Below are 14,103 nucleotides of genomic sequence, written 5' to 3'. Positions count from 1 at the left end.
CAAAATGGGGCGTTATGTTCTCTCACTCTTTTCACTATCACTCTTTTGACTATAATCTGTATTCTGTATACAAAGCATCTAACCTATTAGACAGCAGTGGCCGCATCTGTGCTGTATCAGGGCATACGGTGTTGCCCTGGTACGGTTTGCGCAGCTTACAGCACGATGCTTTGGAGACGGAATTGGGCGATTTGAGCGATTTCAGAAAGGGCTTGCTGCTTTTCCGTTTCTACAGAATTTTTTAGTCTTTGTTCGAAAGCATTGAGGATGCTGGCTTTTGTGTGATTTTTGACGGCAATGATAAATGGGAAGCCAAATTTTGTGCGATAGGTTTGATTCAGGGACTGGAAGCGTTGATACTCCTCTGGGGATAGGCGATCGAGTCCCACCCCAGCTTGCTCCTGAACCGACGCTTCTGCCATTTTGGCTTTGCTTCCCAGGTCGGGATGGGCTTTGATTAAGGCCAGTTGCTCTTCTGCACTCATTTTTTCCACCACCTGCACCAGCTTCTGATGCAGCTCTGCCACGTCCCGAAATGGTCGATCGTTCCAGGCTTGCCGCGCGATCGTCGGAGTTTCTTCAAACACTGCTCCCAGTGCTGCCACAAAGGCTTCCTGATTCATTTGGTTAAGTTCTGCAATGGAAAAAGACATAAATTCGGAAAACACCAATTCTCTCGCTGGACTTGGTTTAAAACTCAAAACTCAAAACTTAAAACTCTCAACTCCTCACTGCTTCTTCCTCCAGTTGTTTGATTTCCTGAACCACACGTTCTTTACTGGAAATGAGATGAAATTGAATGGCTTGATTAGCAGCAATGGAGTTGCGATCGCCAATGGCTTCATAAATCCGGCGATGTTCACTGCAGATGTCTAGAACACGGGGATTGTGTTGCAATGTCCGCAATCGCAGGAGGGCCATCTTATCGAACACTTGATCCAGGATTTGCACCAACCAGAAATTGCCAGAACTTTCGGCCAGCAAGCGGTGGAATTGGTAGTCCATGTGCAGCAGTTGATGATGAGTTAACTCATTCGGTTGCTGTTCAACTGTTTGCTCGGACTGGTGAACAATTTGCTGTAAGCGATCGAGATGACTGATCGTGGCATTGCGACACGCTTCTGAAACAGACAACTGTTCCAGCACAATCCGACAATCATAAAGTTGCATCGCATCAGAGATGGATAAACTGGCGACCCGCACGAATCCATGTCCGTCGGCTGTTACCAAATTCTCCCGTTGGAGCTGGCGAATTGCTTCCCGAATGGGAGTTCGGCTTACCTGCAACTGTTCAGCCAGTTGGGTTTCGATCAGCCGCGTTCCTGCTGCCAATTCCCCAGATAAGATTGCTGTCCGAATCGCTTCATAGGTTTGCTCATAAAGTGATTGGGATCGTTGCAAAGGTCGAGAAGAAATCACCAAGACCAGTTCTCCTGATTGAGGGAAGAGGTTTTAGACCAGTTTTACCTGACGATCGCGAGAATTCTTGCTTACCTTGAAAAACTGTTCTTCGTTGTATACAGTATGCTTTCAGTGACCTGATTGTGCAAGTAGCAAATTGACCTTTGCTTAACCCCTACGCAATAGATTTTTCAGATTGGTAATTTTGATGCCGACATTGCTCATTAAAAATATTCATACCCTCGTCACCATGAATGATTCACGACAGGAGATTCGCCATGGGGCGTTGCTGGTACGGGATAACGTGATTGGGGCAGGTGGGCACGACTCAGGAACTGCCGGCTACAGCGGATGAAGTGTTGGATTTGCAGGGACGATTCCATGCCAGTCGGGGCAGCATGAGTGTCGGCGAAAGTCTGGGAGGATTGCCGCCGGATGCTCTGGTGGAAGCAGAAGCGGACATTTTGCAAGACTCTCAACGCTTAATTGAGCAGTATTATGACAACTCGCGGTATGCGATGGTACGCATGACCCTGGCTCCCTGTTCTCCGTTTTCTGTGTCCAGGGATTTGATGCGGGAGTCAGCCGCGCTTGCCCGTAGCTATTCTGGTGTACGATTGCATACTCACCTGGCCGAAAACCAGTCGGATATTGATTACAGCTTGCATACTTTTGGCCTGATACCAGGCGATTATGCTGAATCCGTGGGATGGTTGGGGGAGGATGTGTGGCACGCCCATTGTGTGAAATTGAGTGATGAATCGATCGTGAAATTTGGTAAAACAGGAACCGGAGTGGCCCATTGTCCCTGCAGTAATATGCGTCTGGCCAGTGGGATTGCTCCCATCCGGAAAATGCTCGATCGCGGGGTGCCAGTCGGGTTAGGGGTGGATGGCTCGGCTTCTAACGATGCCGGAAATTTGCTCCAGGAAGCCCAGGCTGCATTTCTGTTAGCCCGGGTGCGAGACAATGAGGCAGCGGCGATGACGGCACGACAGGTTCTGGAAATTGCCACCTTGGGAGGAGCCAGAGTGCTGGGACGGGATGATATTGGCTCTCTGGCTCCTGGCATGGCGGCTGATTTTATTGCGATTTCTCTGGATCGACCTCAGTTTGCGGGTGCGCTGCATGACCCAGTGGCCGCGGTGATTTTCTGCCAAACCCATCAGGTGGACTACAGCTTCATTAATGGTAAGAAGGTTGTAGATCGCGGTCGCCTCACCACCGTTGAACTGGAAACGCTCGTCGAAAAAACTAATAAATTAGCCGTTGCCATGATCGATGGCTAAAACAGTTCGCCTTTGTCGTTTGTTATAGTTCATTTTGCGATCGCCCTGCATGTACAGCCAGAGGAGCAATGTTTGCACTGAGAGCGGTAGGACTGATGCCAGCCCGATGAGCTACCAGTAACCCGATCGCTTCCAGGTAGGAGTTGACGTGCAGCGCCTGGATGCCCAGTTTTTCCGGGGAAACATTGAGGGTCGTTTGGTTCTCCTGCACAGCAATAATCCACGGGTTAAATTGGCCGATCGTCAGAACTGCGCTGCCTCCACAAGCCGTTGCTGGGATGACCACGGCATCTACCTGACTGGCGACCACATCACCAGACAAAGGGGAATCCTGGGGCAGCACAAATTGCGGCGATCGACTGAGACCCACCAGCACACAGGGCAGAAACGTATAACCCAGTTCTTCAGCCGCAGACCGGGGCGACAGCGTGGGATCTAGCGGGAGTGGTAATAGTGCCGGAGCATGAGCGCAGGGTATCTGAAAGGTTCGCACAATTAAGTGACTGATCACGGCTTCGGCCCCTGCCAGTGGATCCACCCCTTTTCCCTGCCGATAATTTTGTAAGGCCGCACTGCCAAGATCATCAGGAAAGCGGGCAACCACTGCGATCGCTTCTGCCCTTGCCTGCTGAATCAGTGTTTCTGCTGCCCGTAATAAACTGTCTGGACGGGCGATCGTGCCCCAAGTGGCTCCGGAGGCTGCGGTTTTCAGTTCCACTCCTAACGGCGCATCTGTCACCAGATAATCCGTTAGGTTTAGCCCCAATGTGGCGCGAGTGGCATCTGCGGCCTGGAGATGACGCAGCCGTAACTCCGGCTCCATCCCCTGATCCAAAATCAGCCCTACCCGATTCTGATGCACCGGACGTAATCCCCACCGTCCTGCCGCAAACTGATCCAATCCATACCCCTCCACATACAGCGCATTGGGCAAATTCCAATATAACTGTGCTCCATTCAACACATTGGGATGAGTAATTAGGCAATCACAGACCTGCTTGATCGCCCGTGCCACTGGCAACGCATCCCCTGCATACCCACCGATCGCGGCTCCAATTCCGGTCGGCACAATCAGGAGGACAGTATAAGGACGGCGCATAAATACCTCATCGCTCTTCTCCCATCACGATTGCCTCCACTGTAACCTGTTGCTGTTCTGTGTCTACATCCGTCACAGCCCAGCGTAGAGGCTCACCGCGCTTTTGTAATTCGGCCTCGATCGCTTGTTGCAAAGCCAGCGGGGATTCCTGAAGGTCAATTTCGGCAGTAATGAAATGAGTGGTCATAATGCTGCTAAGGAGATGGATCTTTGTATAAATCATGTACTGGTAAATTATGTACTGGCTGTAGCATGTGTTAGGCGCTAGCCGTAACGCATCGGAGAGATTTTATTTTCGCGCAAGCCCCTGACCGAGTTTATTGCTGACCAAACTGCAGTTTGTAAACGGTTTCTTCCTTCTCAGTCTCGATCTTGAGGTCGGAACGGGGATAGGCGACACAGAGTAAGACATAGCCCTGTTGTTGTAACTCCGGGCTAACTCCCATGCCGTCACTTTGATCCACAGTACCCTCTAGAATTTGAGCGGCACAGGTGGTGCAAACCCCGGCATGACAGGAACTGGGTAAGTCCAATCCAGCTTCGTCTGCGGCTTCTAAAATGGTTTTGCTTGCGGGCACTTGAATGGTGTGCGTGGTGCCCCGATGACGGAGTTCAACAGTATAGGTGTTTGACATTGCGATTTACAGAATGGCTATGGAATGAAATGTGAGGTTTGCAGATGCGGAAAAAACGCCTAGCATCCTACAGTACCTGATTCAGGGGGCCAATTCTACCCAATCTGATTGTCGATTAAGAAGAGATCGCAGGATACCGTTGTAGAGATGTTTTAGCGGAATGTCTCTACAATTGCCCTGAGCTAATCCGCTCGGCCAGTTCCATCCAGCGTTCCGTCGCAGTGTCGATCGCCTGACTCAATTCCGCCAATCGGTTGGTTAGCTGTTGCAACTCGACAAAGTCAGTAGGGAAATTATTATACAGCACCTTTTCCACTGCTTCCTTTTCCGCCTCCATTTCTGGAATTTGGGTTTCCAGCGCCTCATACTCCTTTTTCTCTTTAAAGGACAGCTTTTGAGGCCGATCGGATTTTGGATTTTGGATTTTGGATTTTGGGTTGGGAGTACCTGGAGCAGAATTTTGAATTGATTCTGACTGTGGCCTTTTGGTCTCTACTTCCTTCTGAAAGTCCAGATATACAGAATAATTGCCAGGATACTGGCGTAAGGTGCCGTCGGGTTCAAAGGCAAAAATAGTCTCTACGGTGCGATCGAGGAAATAGCGATCGTGGGAGACGACAATCACACAGCCGTTAAAGTCTTCCAGATACTCTTCTAGCACCCCCAGCGTTTGCACATCCAGGTCGTTTGTCGGTTCGTCCAGAATCAGCACGTTGGGAGCACCCATCAGGACGCGCAGCAGGAATAAACGGCGTTTTTCGCCACCAGAAAGTTTATGAATCGGTGCATATTGCTGATTGGGGGGAAACAGGAACCGTTCCAGCATTTGGGAGGCGGTGATCACGCTACCATCAGCAGTTTTCACCAGTTCGGCCACCCCTTTCAGGTAATCGATCACTCGCTGGTTTTCGTTTATCGTCACATCATCGGAATGCTGGTCGAAATAGCCAATGTGAATGGTAGAGCCAATTTCGACGGTGCCAGCATCCGGTTCGATGCGTCCGGTAATCAGGTTCATCAAGGTAGATTTGCCGACTCCATTGGGGCCAATGATGCCGATTCGGTCTTCGGGATTGAACAGGTAGGTAAAGTCTTTAATCAGGGTGCGATCGCCGTAGCCTTTACTGACATGCGTTAACTCAATTACCTTTTTGCCAATCCGCCGACCGGGTGTGGAAATATCCACCTTGCCCTGCGTTTGTTTGAATTCCTGGGTCTGCATCTTCCGGATGCGATCGATGCGGGCTTTTTGTTTGGTACTACGGGCTTTGGGGCCGCGTTTCAGCCATTCCAGTTCTCGCCGCAGGACTCCTGCGTGTTTGCGTTGGGTGCTAGCGGCAGACTCTTCTGCGGCGGCTTTTTTCTCCAGGTAGTAGGCGTAGTTGCCAGAGTAAGCGTAGAGATCGCCGCGATCTATTTCCAGGATTCCGTTGGTGACTCGATCTAGAAAATAGCGATCGTGGGTAATCAGTAACAGGGCACCCCGAAAGCGATTCAAATAACTCTGCAACCACTCCACGGACAGGGCATCCAGATGGTTGGTTGGCTCATCCATCAGTAACACATCCGGTTCAGATAGGAGTGCCGTGGCGATCGCAATCCGTTTTCGATAGCCACCAGATAGATCGCCAATGCGGGCTTCAAAATCCTGGATGCCTAATTGGGTCAGTACGATTTTGGCATTGGTTTCCAGTTCCCAGGCGTTCGCCATTTCTATCTTTTGCGACACGCGGGACAGTTGCGCCATCAATTTGTCATGATCGCCGTGACCATGCGCCAGCTTATCGGATAGTTCCTCGTACTCGCGTACCAGGGCCATTTGTTCGCCACTATCAACAAAGACCTGTTCCAATACCGTCCGGTTTTCGTCCAGTTCGGGTTGCTGCGGCAGGTAAACAATCTTCGCGGCTGAATTCACCCACAGTTCACCACCATCGATCGGCTCCAATCCGGCAATCATTTTCAACAACGTGGATTTGCCAGACCCATTGGTGCCAATCAATCCCACTTTATCGCCTTCATTCAAACTGAAACTGGCATCCCGCAGGATTTCTTTGATACCAAAGTCTTTTTTCAGCGATCGCAGCGTGAACAGAGCCATGAGTTACCCGATGAGCCATCAGACCCTAGTCTAACGTTGTCCCAGCATCTCAAACCGATTCTGCCAATCATGCCTCTAATCTGGAATGGGATGACCCGCAACAATGGCATACAGCAGGGTCTGAAATTCAGATACTTCGATTCCAGCAGGGTCAGTTGATCGATCAGTTGATCGACAGGAATGGGTTTCAGGTTGGCAACGGTATCGAAAAGCTTAAGCATTATCGAGTTGTCTTAAGGCAGCGATCACCTCACCAACTCTTAGTTTGAAGAACCCTGAAAGGTTACTGGACAAAAGTTGCGGCGTGATTTGTTCAAAATTCTCAGACAGCCAATCAATTTTCTGAATAATGCGCTGACGAACATCCTGCGAAAGCTTTTTCAGATCTGCTAAAGCTTCGGATTCAGTAGATGACAGTAAAGCTTATCAACGGTCTAGCCCTAACCGACGGGCAACCTCTTCCGAAGAAATACCTGTATTCTTTAACTCTCGATGGCTGCGGATGTTCAGAAGGCTTTGCTTAATTTCCGGTCTGAGAGGGAGTCCTGCATCAGGATCAGGCAGAAATTCTTCAATCGCTTCCAATACTGTCTGACGAATCAATGCTTTAAGTTCGTTAGTGGTAAGGTCTTTGACATGCATAGAATGAACTGTAAACGGTGCAATAAAGGATCTAGATAATTATTTAGTTTACCGTCTCAGGCTGTTCAAAAACGTTTTACTTAACAGGCTGACGAAGCTGAATCGCCTTTTCCAGATATTCCACTACTTTGTCGAGTGCCCTTGCTGTTTGAACTGCTCTGCCAGGTTGTCGTAGAGGATGGCAAGATTGGCTCTTACCTGTTTTGGGTGTTGGGATGGTTCAGCCCTAACTTTGCTACAAAAATTGCGATCGATTGCTTATGCAACGGTTCCGCCTCAGTGTAGCGCCCCATCGAACAGTACAATGTCGCCAAGTTATTCAAACTGGTGACGGTATCGGGATGGTCGGGGCCTAACTGCTGCTCTCGGATGGAGAGCGATCGCAAATACAATACTTCTGCCTCCCCATAGCGTTTCTGCAACTCTCCCCCTCTCATTACCCACCTGCTCACCGTAGACCAATTCCCTTTACCACTTGGTCTAAATTGGCTGTAGAACTGTATTGTTCTGGCGCGATCGCAACTATGGCCAAATCCCGATCCCAACTTAAGATTCTCCTGGTGCAGATTCGAGATGACGAGGTAACTCGTCTGGAAGAGTTTGATGAGTTTGTGCGATTCAGTCAACTGAAGCCAGAACAGATTGCCGTGTTAGATGTTTTCAAAACTCCGGATTTTGATCCCGCCTGTGTCGATGCTTATGATGCTTTGTTTGTTGGCGGTTCCAGTGATGCCTCAGTGACTCAACCGGAGATCTATCCTTTTATCAAACCTACGGAACGGTTGCTGCTCTACTGTTTGCAAGAAAGCCTGCCCGTATTCGCTTCCTGCTATGGATTTCAGGCAGCAGTAGAGGCGTTGGGCGGCAAGGTGATTCTGGATCAGGACAACATGGAAATGGGCACTTATCCGATCTGGCTGACGGATGCTGCCAAAGATGATTTATTGTTTCATGATGTGCCGGATGGCTTTTGGGCGATCTCCGGTCACAAAGAACGCGCCCTATCCATGCCCAAGGAAGCGACGTTGTTAGCCTATTCCGATCGCTGTCCGTACCATGCCTTCAAAATTCAGGGCAAACCCTTCTACGGCTTTCAGTTTCATCCCGAAGTGGATGCCCCTGATCTGGTAGCCCGCATTACCCGTTACCAAACTCGCTATCTCAAGGATGCGGATCACCTGAACGAGGTATTGCGGGATTTGCAGGATACGACAATGTCTAATCAACTGATCACCAAATTTGTTGATCGCGTCTTGCTGGGTTAAGCAATAAAACAGTCTGCCATTTTCTAGTCAGACTGGGTGCTGAGTCGGCTGAGATGACGATCGTAGAATAGAACTATGGCCTCTGTCCTCTAACTCTCTGCTAAAAAGAGAACAACCATCATGATGACCCCAGCCGAACTTGCATCTTTTGGGATTACCATTCCACCCACTCAAGATGAGTTACCTTATAGCGACGGAGACAAAATGGAGAGTGAGCGCCACAAACTCCAGATGGAATTGCTGATTGATGGGCTATTACCCTGGCTTGATCAGCGGGCTGATGGGTATGTGGGGGGCGATATGTTTATCTACTACAGCATCGCTCAGGTAAAAAATCAGGACTTTAAAGGCCCAGATTTTTTCGTCGTGCTGGGAGTACCCAAAGGTGAACGCAAAAGCTGGGTGTGCTGGGAGGAAGAGAAGACCCCTGATGTGATCATCGAGTTGCTATCTGCCAGTACCGCAGAAAAGGACAAACACGAGAAGAAGTTAATCTATCAGAACCGGATGCATGTCCCGGAGTATTTTTGGTATGACCCGTTTAACGCTGAAGATTGGGCTGGTTTTCGCCTGGTGGGGGGAACTTATCAGCCGATCGCGTTGAATGATCAAGCCGCGATGGTTAGCGAGGTGCTGGGACTAGCGCTCATTCGCTGGCAAGGAATCTTCAAAAACGTCGAAACAACGTGGTTGCGCTGGGCCTATCTAGATGGTGCTCTGCTGCTCACGGCTGAGGAACAGGAACGGCAACGAGCAGACCAGGAACGGCAACGAGCAGATCAGGCTGAACTTCAGGTGCAGCAAATTGCTCGAAATTTGTTACAAACTGGAATGCCCATAGAGCAAGTTGCCCACATTACCGGATTAGCGATCGCCCAGGTTGAAGCCTTATGATTCAAGCCAAACAGCAATTTCTGCGCTTTGAAGAGTACCTGTCCTACGACGATGGTACCGACAACCTGTATGAGTTATTCAACGGAGAGTTGATTGAGGTGCCCCCGAATCCGGCCTGAACGTTGAGATTGTCAACTTTCTGTTTGTCGTATTTCTTCCCATTGTGGGCTATCGCCGTATCAGAGGGCATGGGCTAGAACTGGAAGTCAGAGGTGAACCCAGAAATCGTTATCCTGATTTGACTTGCAGCGCCATCGGGACTACATCGCCAAACGCCTGCAATACCAGGATTGGGCTATCCCGGAGTACTGGATTATTGATCCTCAGCGGTCAACTATTTTGGTATTGGCTCTGGCCGGCGATCGCTACAGCGAATGGGGCACATTTCAGGGGAGTGATGCCATTGAGTCGCCGCAATTTAAGTTACTAAACTTCACCTCTGACCAAATTTTTGCGGCAATCCGATAGAAGGGCGCTAAGAAATATGTGAGACAGACTAGACTGAGAGTACGATCGCACCAATTTCCAGGTTTAGTTCAGCATTAGAGGCAGAGTATGGACTCACTGATCGCGATAGCCGCTCTAGCAGTCATCGGTTACATGATTGGTTCAGTCAAAGTCATTCCCCAGGGAGAAGAGGGGGTTGTGCAGCGGCTAGGGCGGTACCAGCGCTCTTTGAAGCCTGGCTTGAATTTTGTGATTCCCCTGTTAGATTCTGTGTTATACCTCGATACACGCGAACAAATCCTTGACACTAAACCCCAAACCGTAACTACTAAAGATAATGTCACCTTTGATGTGGATGCTGTTTTGTTCTGGAAAATTCTGGATGCTGAGAAGGCGTGCTATGCGATCGAGGATTTGGAAGAGGGACTAAAGAATCTGGTTTTAACCACGCTCCGGTCTGAGATCGGCAAAATGGAGTTAAAGCAAACATTCTCTTCTCGTGATGAAATTAATCGGGCGTTACTGAAGCAACTGGATCAAGCGACAGAATCCTGGGGAGTGAAAGTGATCCGGGTAGAAGTGCAGGAAATTAAGCTGTCGGACGAATTACGCCGAAAACTTGAAGCTGAGCAAATTGCTGCCAGTGAAAAGCGGGCTAAAATCTCTCAAGCTGAAGGGGTTGTGGATTCTATCAAGCTAATTTCTCAAGCCCTGCAAGAGCAGGGAAACACCAAACAGGTGCTGAAGTATTTACTGGCTCAAGAGTACGTTAAGTCGAATGTTGAACTGAGTAAAAGTGAGAACTCTAAGATTATTTTTCTGGATCCGAAATCGTTGGATGAAGCAGTTACCAACTTGATCGGGATTCAGGAACTGGAAGATCAAGGTGGCCGAACGGGCAACCGAGAGGCTTAGTCGGGCGCGTCTTGGGATCGCCAAATTGCATCAGCCACGCGGCAGACATCGTACATCGCCCGGACATCATGTACCCGCAGAATATCGGCTCCGCCAGCGATCGCCGCACAGCAAGCCGCTGCCGTTCCCCAAACTCGTTGCTGGGGGTCAGGCTGATCCAGAATATGACCGATGAAACTTTTGCGAGATGGCCCCACCAGGACGGGACATCCCAGGTTCTGAAATGCCGCTGTGTGACGCAGGAGTTCCAGATTTTGAGCGTAGGTTTTGGCAAACCCAATGCCAGGATCGATCGCGATCTTGGCAGGCTTAATCCCAGCGGCAGTGGCGGCGGCGATTCGTTGCTGCAACCAGTCCAGAATCTCTCCTAGCAGATCCTGATAAGCGGTTAGTTTTTGCATGGTTTGGGGCGTACCGCGAATGTGCATCAGGATGATGGGCACGCCAAGTTGAGCTACTGCAGGCAGCATCTCTGGATCATAGGTGGCCCCAGAGATGTCATTGACGATATCGGCCCCTGCCTCGATCGCCTGCTGCGCAACGGCCGATCGAGTGGTATCGATGGAAATGGGAATGTCCGTTTCCTGTCGCAAAGCCTGGATTACGGGAATCGTTCGCTCCAATTCCTCGTTCACAGAAATTTCAGTGGCTTGCGGTCGAGTGGATTGTCCGCCGATATCCAGAATGTCAGCCCCCGAATTAATCAAGTACCGGGCCTGGTCAAGGGCGCGATCGAGTGTATTGAACTGCCCTCCATCACTAAAACTATCTGGGGTGACATTTAAGATTCCCATCAGGTAGGTTCGTTCACCCCAATTAAATGTCCGGTTTCTCACCATCCAGGCTATTTTCATAGGTTGGATTGTTCAGACCTTCTGATAATTCACAATCCGGGCAAAGCTGGCTGGTTGCAAACTGGCTCCTCCCACCAGCGCGCCATCGATTTCTGGTTGCGCCATGATTTCATCAATATTGTCGGGTTTGACCGAGCCGCCGTATTGAATTGGCACATCGGGATTACTCAACTGACTGCGGATCAGACCAATCACCCGGTTGGCTTCCTTGGATTCGCAGGTATCTCCAGTCCCGATCGCCCAAATCGGTTCGTAAGCAATCACTAAATGCGTCTGATCCACACCCACCAGATCTGCTTTTAACTGGCTGCTAATCAGGGATTCGGTCTCACCCCGATCTCGTTGTTGCTTGGTTTCCCCGACGCAGAGGATGGGAATTAGTCCCGCATTTTGAGCCGCTTTCAGCCGCAGATTCACGGTTTCATCCGTTTCCCCAAAGTATTGCCGTCGCTCACTGTGGCCAATAATGACATAACGCACTCCCACCTCGGTCAACATCGGGGCAGCAATTTCTCCTGTAAACGCGCCTGAAGTTTCCCAGTGGACATTCTGGGCACCCAGGCGAATGATGCTGCCATGCAAGCTTTGAGACATGATAGCCAGGTCGGTAAAAGGCACACAGAGTACCACTTCTCGATCGTCAGGGGTGTTTTCTAAATGGGGCATAAACCCTGCCAGAAACTCTGCGGCTTCTGCCTGGGTTTTGTACATCTTCCAATTGCCAGCAATTACTTTCTTACGCACGGATCACTCAGTAGGATTGAACATCTCAGATTGCATCCTACAGTCTACGGCTTTCTGGGTAACGATAGAAACTGTGGTAGATCGAATGCATGGATCGAGTGGGGTGAATCAAGAGTGATGGATCAAATTCGGATTACAGGTATCAGAGCCTATGGCTATATGGGTGCTTTACCGGAAGAACAGGTGTTAGGGCAATGGTTTGAGGTCAATTTAATCCTGTGGCTGGATCTATCTGCTGCAGGTGCCAGCGATCGCCTTTCAGACACGGTGGATTATGGTGCCGTCACCCTGCAGGTGCAGGATCTGCTTAAAACGGCCCGCTTTGCCCTTCTGGAACGATTGGCTACCGCGATCGCCGAAATGCTCCTCTTTCCGTCAGATAGCTCTCAAACTGTCCCCATTCAACAAGTCCAGGTTGCCGTCACCAAACTCACAGCCCCCATTCCCAATTTCACAGGTCACGTCACTGTTGAAATTACTCGTAACAGAAACCCCACCGGAAATGCTTAAAAACCGATGGGGCTAGAGACGCAGTTAGGAGGTATCTCGCCTTTAACCTACCCACAGAAATTGATTTACCCCCAACTTTTAATAAGTTCTTAAACTCCGATCTCCCTTTTGTCTCATTAGTTACAGGTTTAAGCCGTACTTCCAGTTAAGCGGCCCCTTTCACACAGCGGGTTGATTTGCCCCCTTCAGTACAGGTTTCAAACATGATTCTTTTCGCCAGGATGGCATCCTCTGTCTTTTTCACCTTGGCTTGCAGGTCAGCGGGAACTACCGGATTGAATTTGCCCAGGTGCAAAATGGTCGGTTCTTCCAGGCCGAAGGAATAAATCTGTCCCTTGAGTTGGTTCTTTTGGGCCAGGTCGGCGAGTTTGGCAATCGCCAGGTCAATTCGCTTGACCGCACTGGTGAGAACTGCTTTAGGGGCTACCTCAAACTGGTCGGCGGTGTTACCAAAGGCATAAATTCCCTGATCACTGGCGGTTTGCAGGACTGTGGGAGCGGCATTATCGAGCCATTGATAAATGACATCTGACCCGGAAGAAATGAGGGCAGCGGCGGCTTCCTTGGCTTTGGCTGCATCATTCCAGTCACCTGTAAAGGTAGAACTGACCTGGATTGTGGGATCAACCGACTGCGCGCCTAACTGCAGGCCGCGCAGTTCTTCCTGAGTGGCCTGAAATTCCTGTCCGGCTAGGTAGGCAATCCTTTTCGACTTGCTCATGGACGCTGCGATCATGCCGCACAGGTAACTCGCCTGCAAATGGTCAATTCGCAAGGCCGCAATGTTTGGCCCAGTGGCGGCCCCATTGACACCGACAAAAAAGGTTTTGGGAAACTGACTCGCTACCTGCTGAATGGCCGCATCAAACTGGCCCCCGTGGGCATAGACCAGATTAAATCCCCGACGGGCAAAGTCAGACAATGCTTCTGCCTGCTCTGCCTGACCAATTTTCTCCACGTAAGCGATTTCTGCTCCCTGCTTTTTGACTTCATTGAGTCCTGCGTATCCGGTCTGATTCCAGGCTTTATCGGTGATCACTCCTGGTAACACGATCGCCGCTTTAAAGCCTTGGGTCGTTGGGCTGGCCGCTGTATCTGGAGAAGCCGTCGTTGTGGAGTTGTTGCTAGAGGGACTGGCACAGGCTTTCAAAAATACACTCGCTGCCACCGTTGCCGAACCCGTTGCTAAAAATTGCCGTCGATTAAACCGTGTTGTCATTGCCAGCCATGCTCCTTGTCTCTGCTATTCAGTCAGTGACATCCTCCCGACACCAATGCTACGCATACGGTGCGGGCTTCCCAAGATC

The 14,103-nt window shown here is 50.1% G+C and carries 19 protein-coding genes; 8 read left to right on the top strand and 11 right to left on the bottom strand.

The genetic code is table 11. The features are described 5' to 3' along the window. Positions 1–155: 155 nt before the first annotated feature. Together uraD and ACUVQO_RS05925 are read right to left on the bottom strand one after the other, a co-directional pair. Positions 156–653: a 2-oxo-4-hydroxy-4-carboxy-5-ureidoimidazoline decarboxylase gene (gene uraD, locus ACUVQO_RS05930; protein ID WP_445924969.1), complete on the bottom strand. Its 498-nt coding sequence runs from the start codon at positions 651–653 to the stop codon at positions 156–158. Positions 654–720: 67 nt separating this feature from the next. Then, positions 721–1,419 carry a GntR family transcriptional regulator gene (locus tag ACUVQO_RS05925; RefSeq protein ID WP_445925005.1) on the bottom strand — a complete coding sequence of 233 codons (699 nt, stop codon included), beginning with the start codon at positions 1,417–1,419 and terminating at the stop codon, positions 721–723. A gap of 190 nt (positions 1,420–1,609) precedes the next feature. On the opposite strand from ACUVQO_RS05925, the gene ACUVQO_RS05920 reads away from it, so the two are divergent. After that, positions 1,610–1,756: a hypothetical protein gene (locus tag ACUVQO_RS05920; protein ID WP_445924968.1), complete on the top strand. Its 147-nt coding sequence runs from the start codon at positions 1,610–1,612 to the stop codon at positions 1,754–1,756. Beyond that, positions 1,719–2,690, top strand: coding sequence for an amidohydrolase family protein (locus ACUVQO_RS05915; protein WP_445924967.1), 972 nt, complete (start codon positions 1,719–1,721; stop codon positions 2,688–2,690). The genes ACUVQO_RS05920 and ACUVQO_RS05915 overlap by 38 nt, the downstream gene beginning before the upstream one ends. Before the next feature lie 22 nt (positions 2,691–2,712). On the opposite strand, the gene ACUVQO_RS05910 is transcribed toward ACUVQO_RS05915, so the two are convergent. From ACUVQO_RS05910 to ACUVQO_RS05885, 6 genes are all read right to left on the bottom strand, one after another. Beyond that, complete coding sequence (locus tag ACUVQO_RS05910) at positions 2,713–3,789, bottom strand: DUF3326 domain-containing protein (RefSeq protein WP_445924966.1); 1,077 nt, start codon at positions 3,787–3,789, stop codon at positions 2,713–2,715. Between the two features lie 7 nt (positions 3,790–3,796). Further along, complete coding sequence (locus ACUVQO_RS05905; RefSeq protein WP_445924965.1) at positions 3,797–3,976, bottom strand: hypothetical protein; 180 nt, start codon at positions 3,974–3,976, stop codon at positions 3,797–3,799. Between the two features lie 130 nt (positions 3,977–4,106). Next, on the bottom strand, positions 4,107–4,424 hold the full coding sequence (locus ACUVQO_RS05900) for a 2Fe-2S iron-sulfur cluster-binding protein (protein ID WP_233743913.1): 318 nt from the start codon (positions 4,422–4,424) through the stop codon (positions 4,107–4,109). Positions 4,425–4,590: 166 nt separating this feature from the next. Further along, entirely contained in the window at positions 4,591–6,525 is a 1,935-nt protein-coding gene (locus tag ACUVQO_RS05895; RefSeq protein WP_445924964.1) for an ABC-F family ATP-binding cassette domain-containing protein, read from the bottom strand. A 426-nt stretch (positions 6,526–6,951) separates the two neighbouring features. Beyond that, positions 6,952–7,167 (bottom strand): hypothetical protein, encoded by a 216-nt coding sequence (locus ACUVQO_RS05890; protein WP_445924963.1) that lies wholly within the window; start codon positions 7,165–7,167, stop codon positions 6,952–6,954. 194 nt (positions 7,168–7,361) lie between these two features. Next, the gene (locus ACUVQO_RS05885; protein WP_445924962.1) at positions 7,362–7,604 is read right to left on the bottom strand and encodes a tetratricopeptide repeat protein; all 243 of its coding nucleotides are present in this window, start codon (positions 7,602–7,604) and stop codon (positions 7,362–7,364) included. 48 nt (positions 7,605–7,652) lie between these two features. Between ACUVQO_RS05885 and ACUVQO_RS05880 the strand changes: the two genes are divergently transcribed. The 5 genes from ACUVQO_RS05880 (at position 7,653) to ACUVQO_RS05860 (ending at position 10,688) form a co-directional block, all read left to right on the top strand. After that, a complete protein-coding gene (locus ACUVQO_RS05880; protein ID WP_445924961.1) occupies positions 7,653–8,432 on the top strand; it encodes a type 1 glutamine amidotransferase in 780 nt (259 codons plus the stop codon). Between the two features lie 120 nt (positions 8,433–8,552). Next, on the top strand, positions 8,553–9,326 hold the full coding sequence (locus tag ACUVQO_RS05875; RefSeq protein ID WP_445924960.1) for a Uma2 family endonuclease: 774 nt from the start codon (positions 8,553–8,555) through the stop codon (positions 9,324–9,326). Beyond that, positions 9,323–9,445, top strand: a complete 123-nt coding sequence (locus ACUVQO_RS05870; RefSeq protein ID WP_445924959.1) for a hypothetical protein — start codon at positions 9,323–9,325, stop codon at positions 9,443–9,445. Before ACUVQO_RS05875 ends, ACUVQO_RS05870 begins: the two co-directional genes overlap by 4 nt. A 124-nt stretch (positions 9,446–9,569) precedes the next feature. After that, the gene (locus tag ACUVQO_RS05865) at positions 9,570–9,794 is read left to right on the top strand and encodes a Uma2 family endonuclease (protein WP_445924958.1); all 225 of its coding nucleotides are present in this window, start codon (positions 9,570–9,572) and stop codon (positions 9,792–9,794) included. 87 nt (positions 9,795–9,881) lie between these two features. Further along, positions 9,882–10,688: an SPFH domain-containing protein gene (locus ACUVQO_RS05860; RefSeq protein ID WP_445924957.1), complete on the top strand. Its 807-nt coding sequence runs from the start codon at positions 9,882–9,884 to the stop codon at positions 10,686–10,688. Here ACUVQO_RS05860 and folP read toward each other — a convergent pair. Both folP and tpiA read right to left on the bottom strand, forming a co-directional pair. Then, positions 10,685–11,542, bottom strand: a complete 858-nt coding sequence (folP, locus tag ACUVQO_RS05855) for a dihydropteroate synthase (protein ID WP_445924956.1) — start codon at positions 11,540–11,542, stop codon at positions 10,685–10,687. The two genes, ACUVQO_RS05860 and folP, sit on opposite strands and share 4 nt — an antisense overlap. A gap of 12 nt (positions 11,543–11,554) precedes the next feature. Then, the gene (gene tpiA / locus ACUVQO_RS05850; protein WP_445924955.1) at positions 11,555–12,286 is read right to left on the bottom strand and encodes a triose-phosphate isomerase; all 732 of its coding nucleotides are present in this window, start codon (positions 12,284–12,286) and stop codon (positions 11,555–11,557) included. 117 nt (positions 12,287–12,403) lie between these two features. Here tpiA and folB point away from each other — a divergent pair, with 117 nt between their 5' ends. Beyond that, positions 12,404–12,796 (top strand): dihydroneopterin aldolase, encoded by a 393-nt coding sequence (gene folB, locus ACUVQO_RS05845; protein ID WP_445924954.1) that lies wholly within the window; start codon positions 12,404–12,406, stop codon positions 12,794–12,796. Positions 12,797–12,941: 145 nt separating this feature from the next. Here folB and ACUVQO_RS05840 read toward each other — a convergent pair whose 3' ends face one another. Continuing rightward, positions 12,942–14,015 (bottom strand): BMP family protein, encoded by a 1,074-nt coding sequence (locus ACUVQO_RS05840; RefSeq protein WP_445924953.1) that lies wholly within the window; start codon positions 14,013–14,015, stop codon positions 12,942–12,944. Between the last annotated feature and the right edge of the window lie 88 nt (positions 14,016–14,103).

This window comes from Leptodesmis sp. (genome assembly GCF_052746595.1).
Note: the sequence above shows the minus strand (reverse complement) of the source record. Positions and strands in the feature narration are given on the sequence as shown.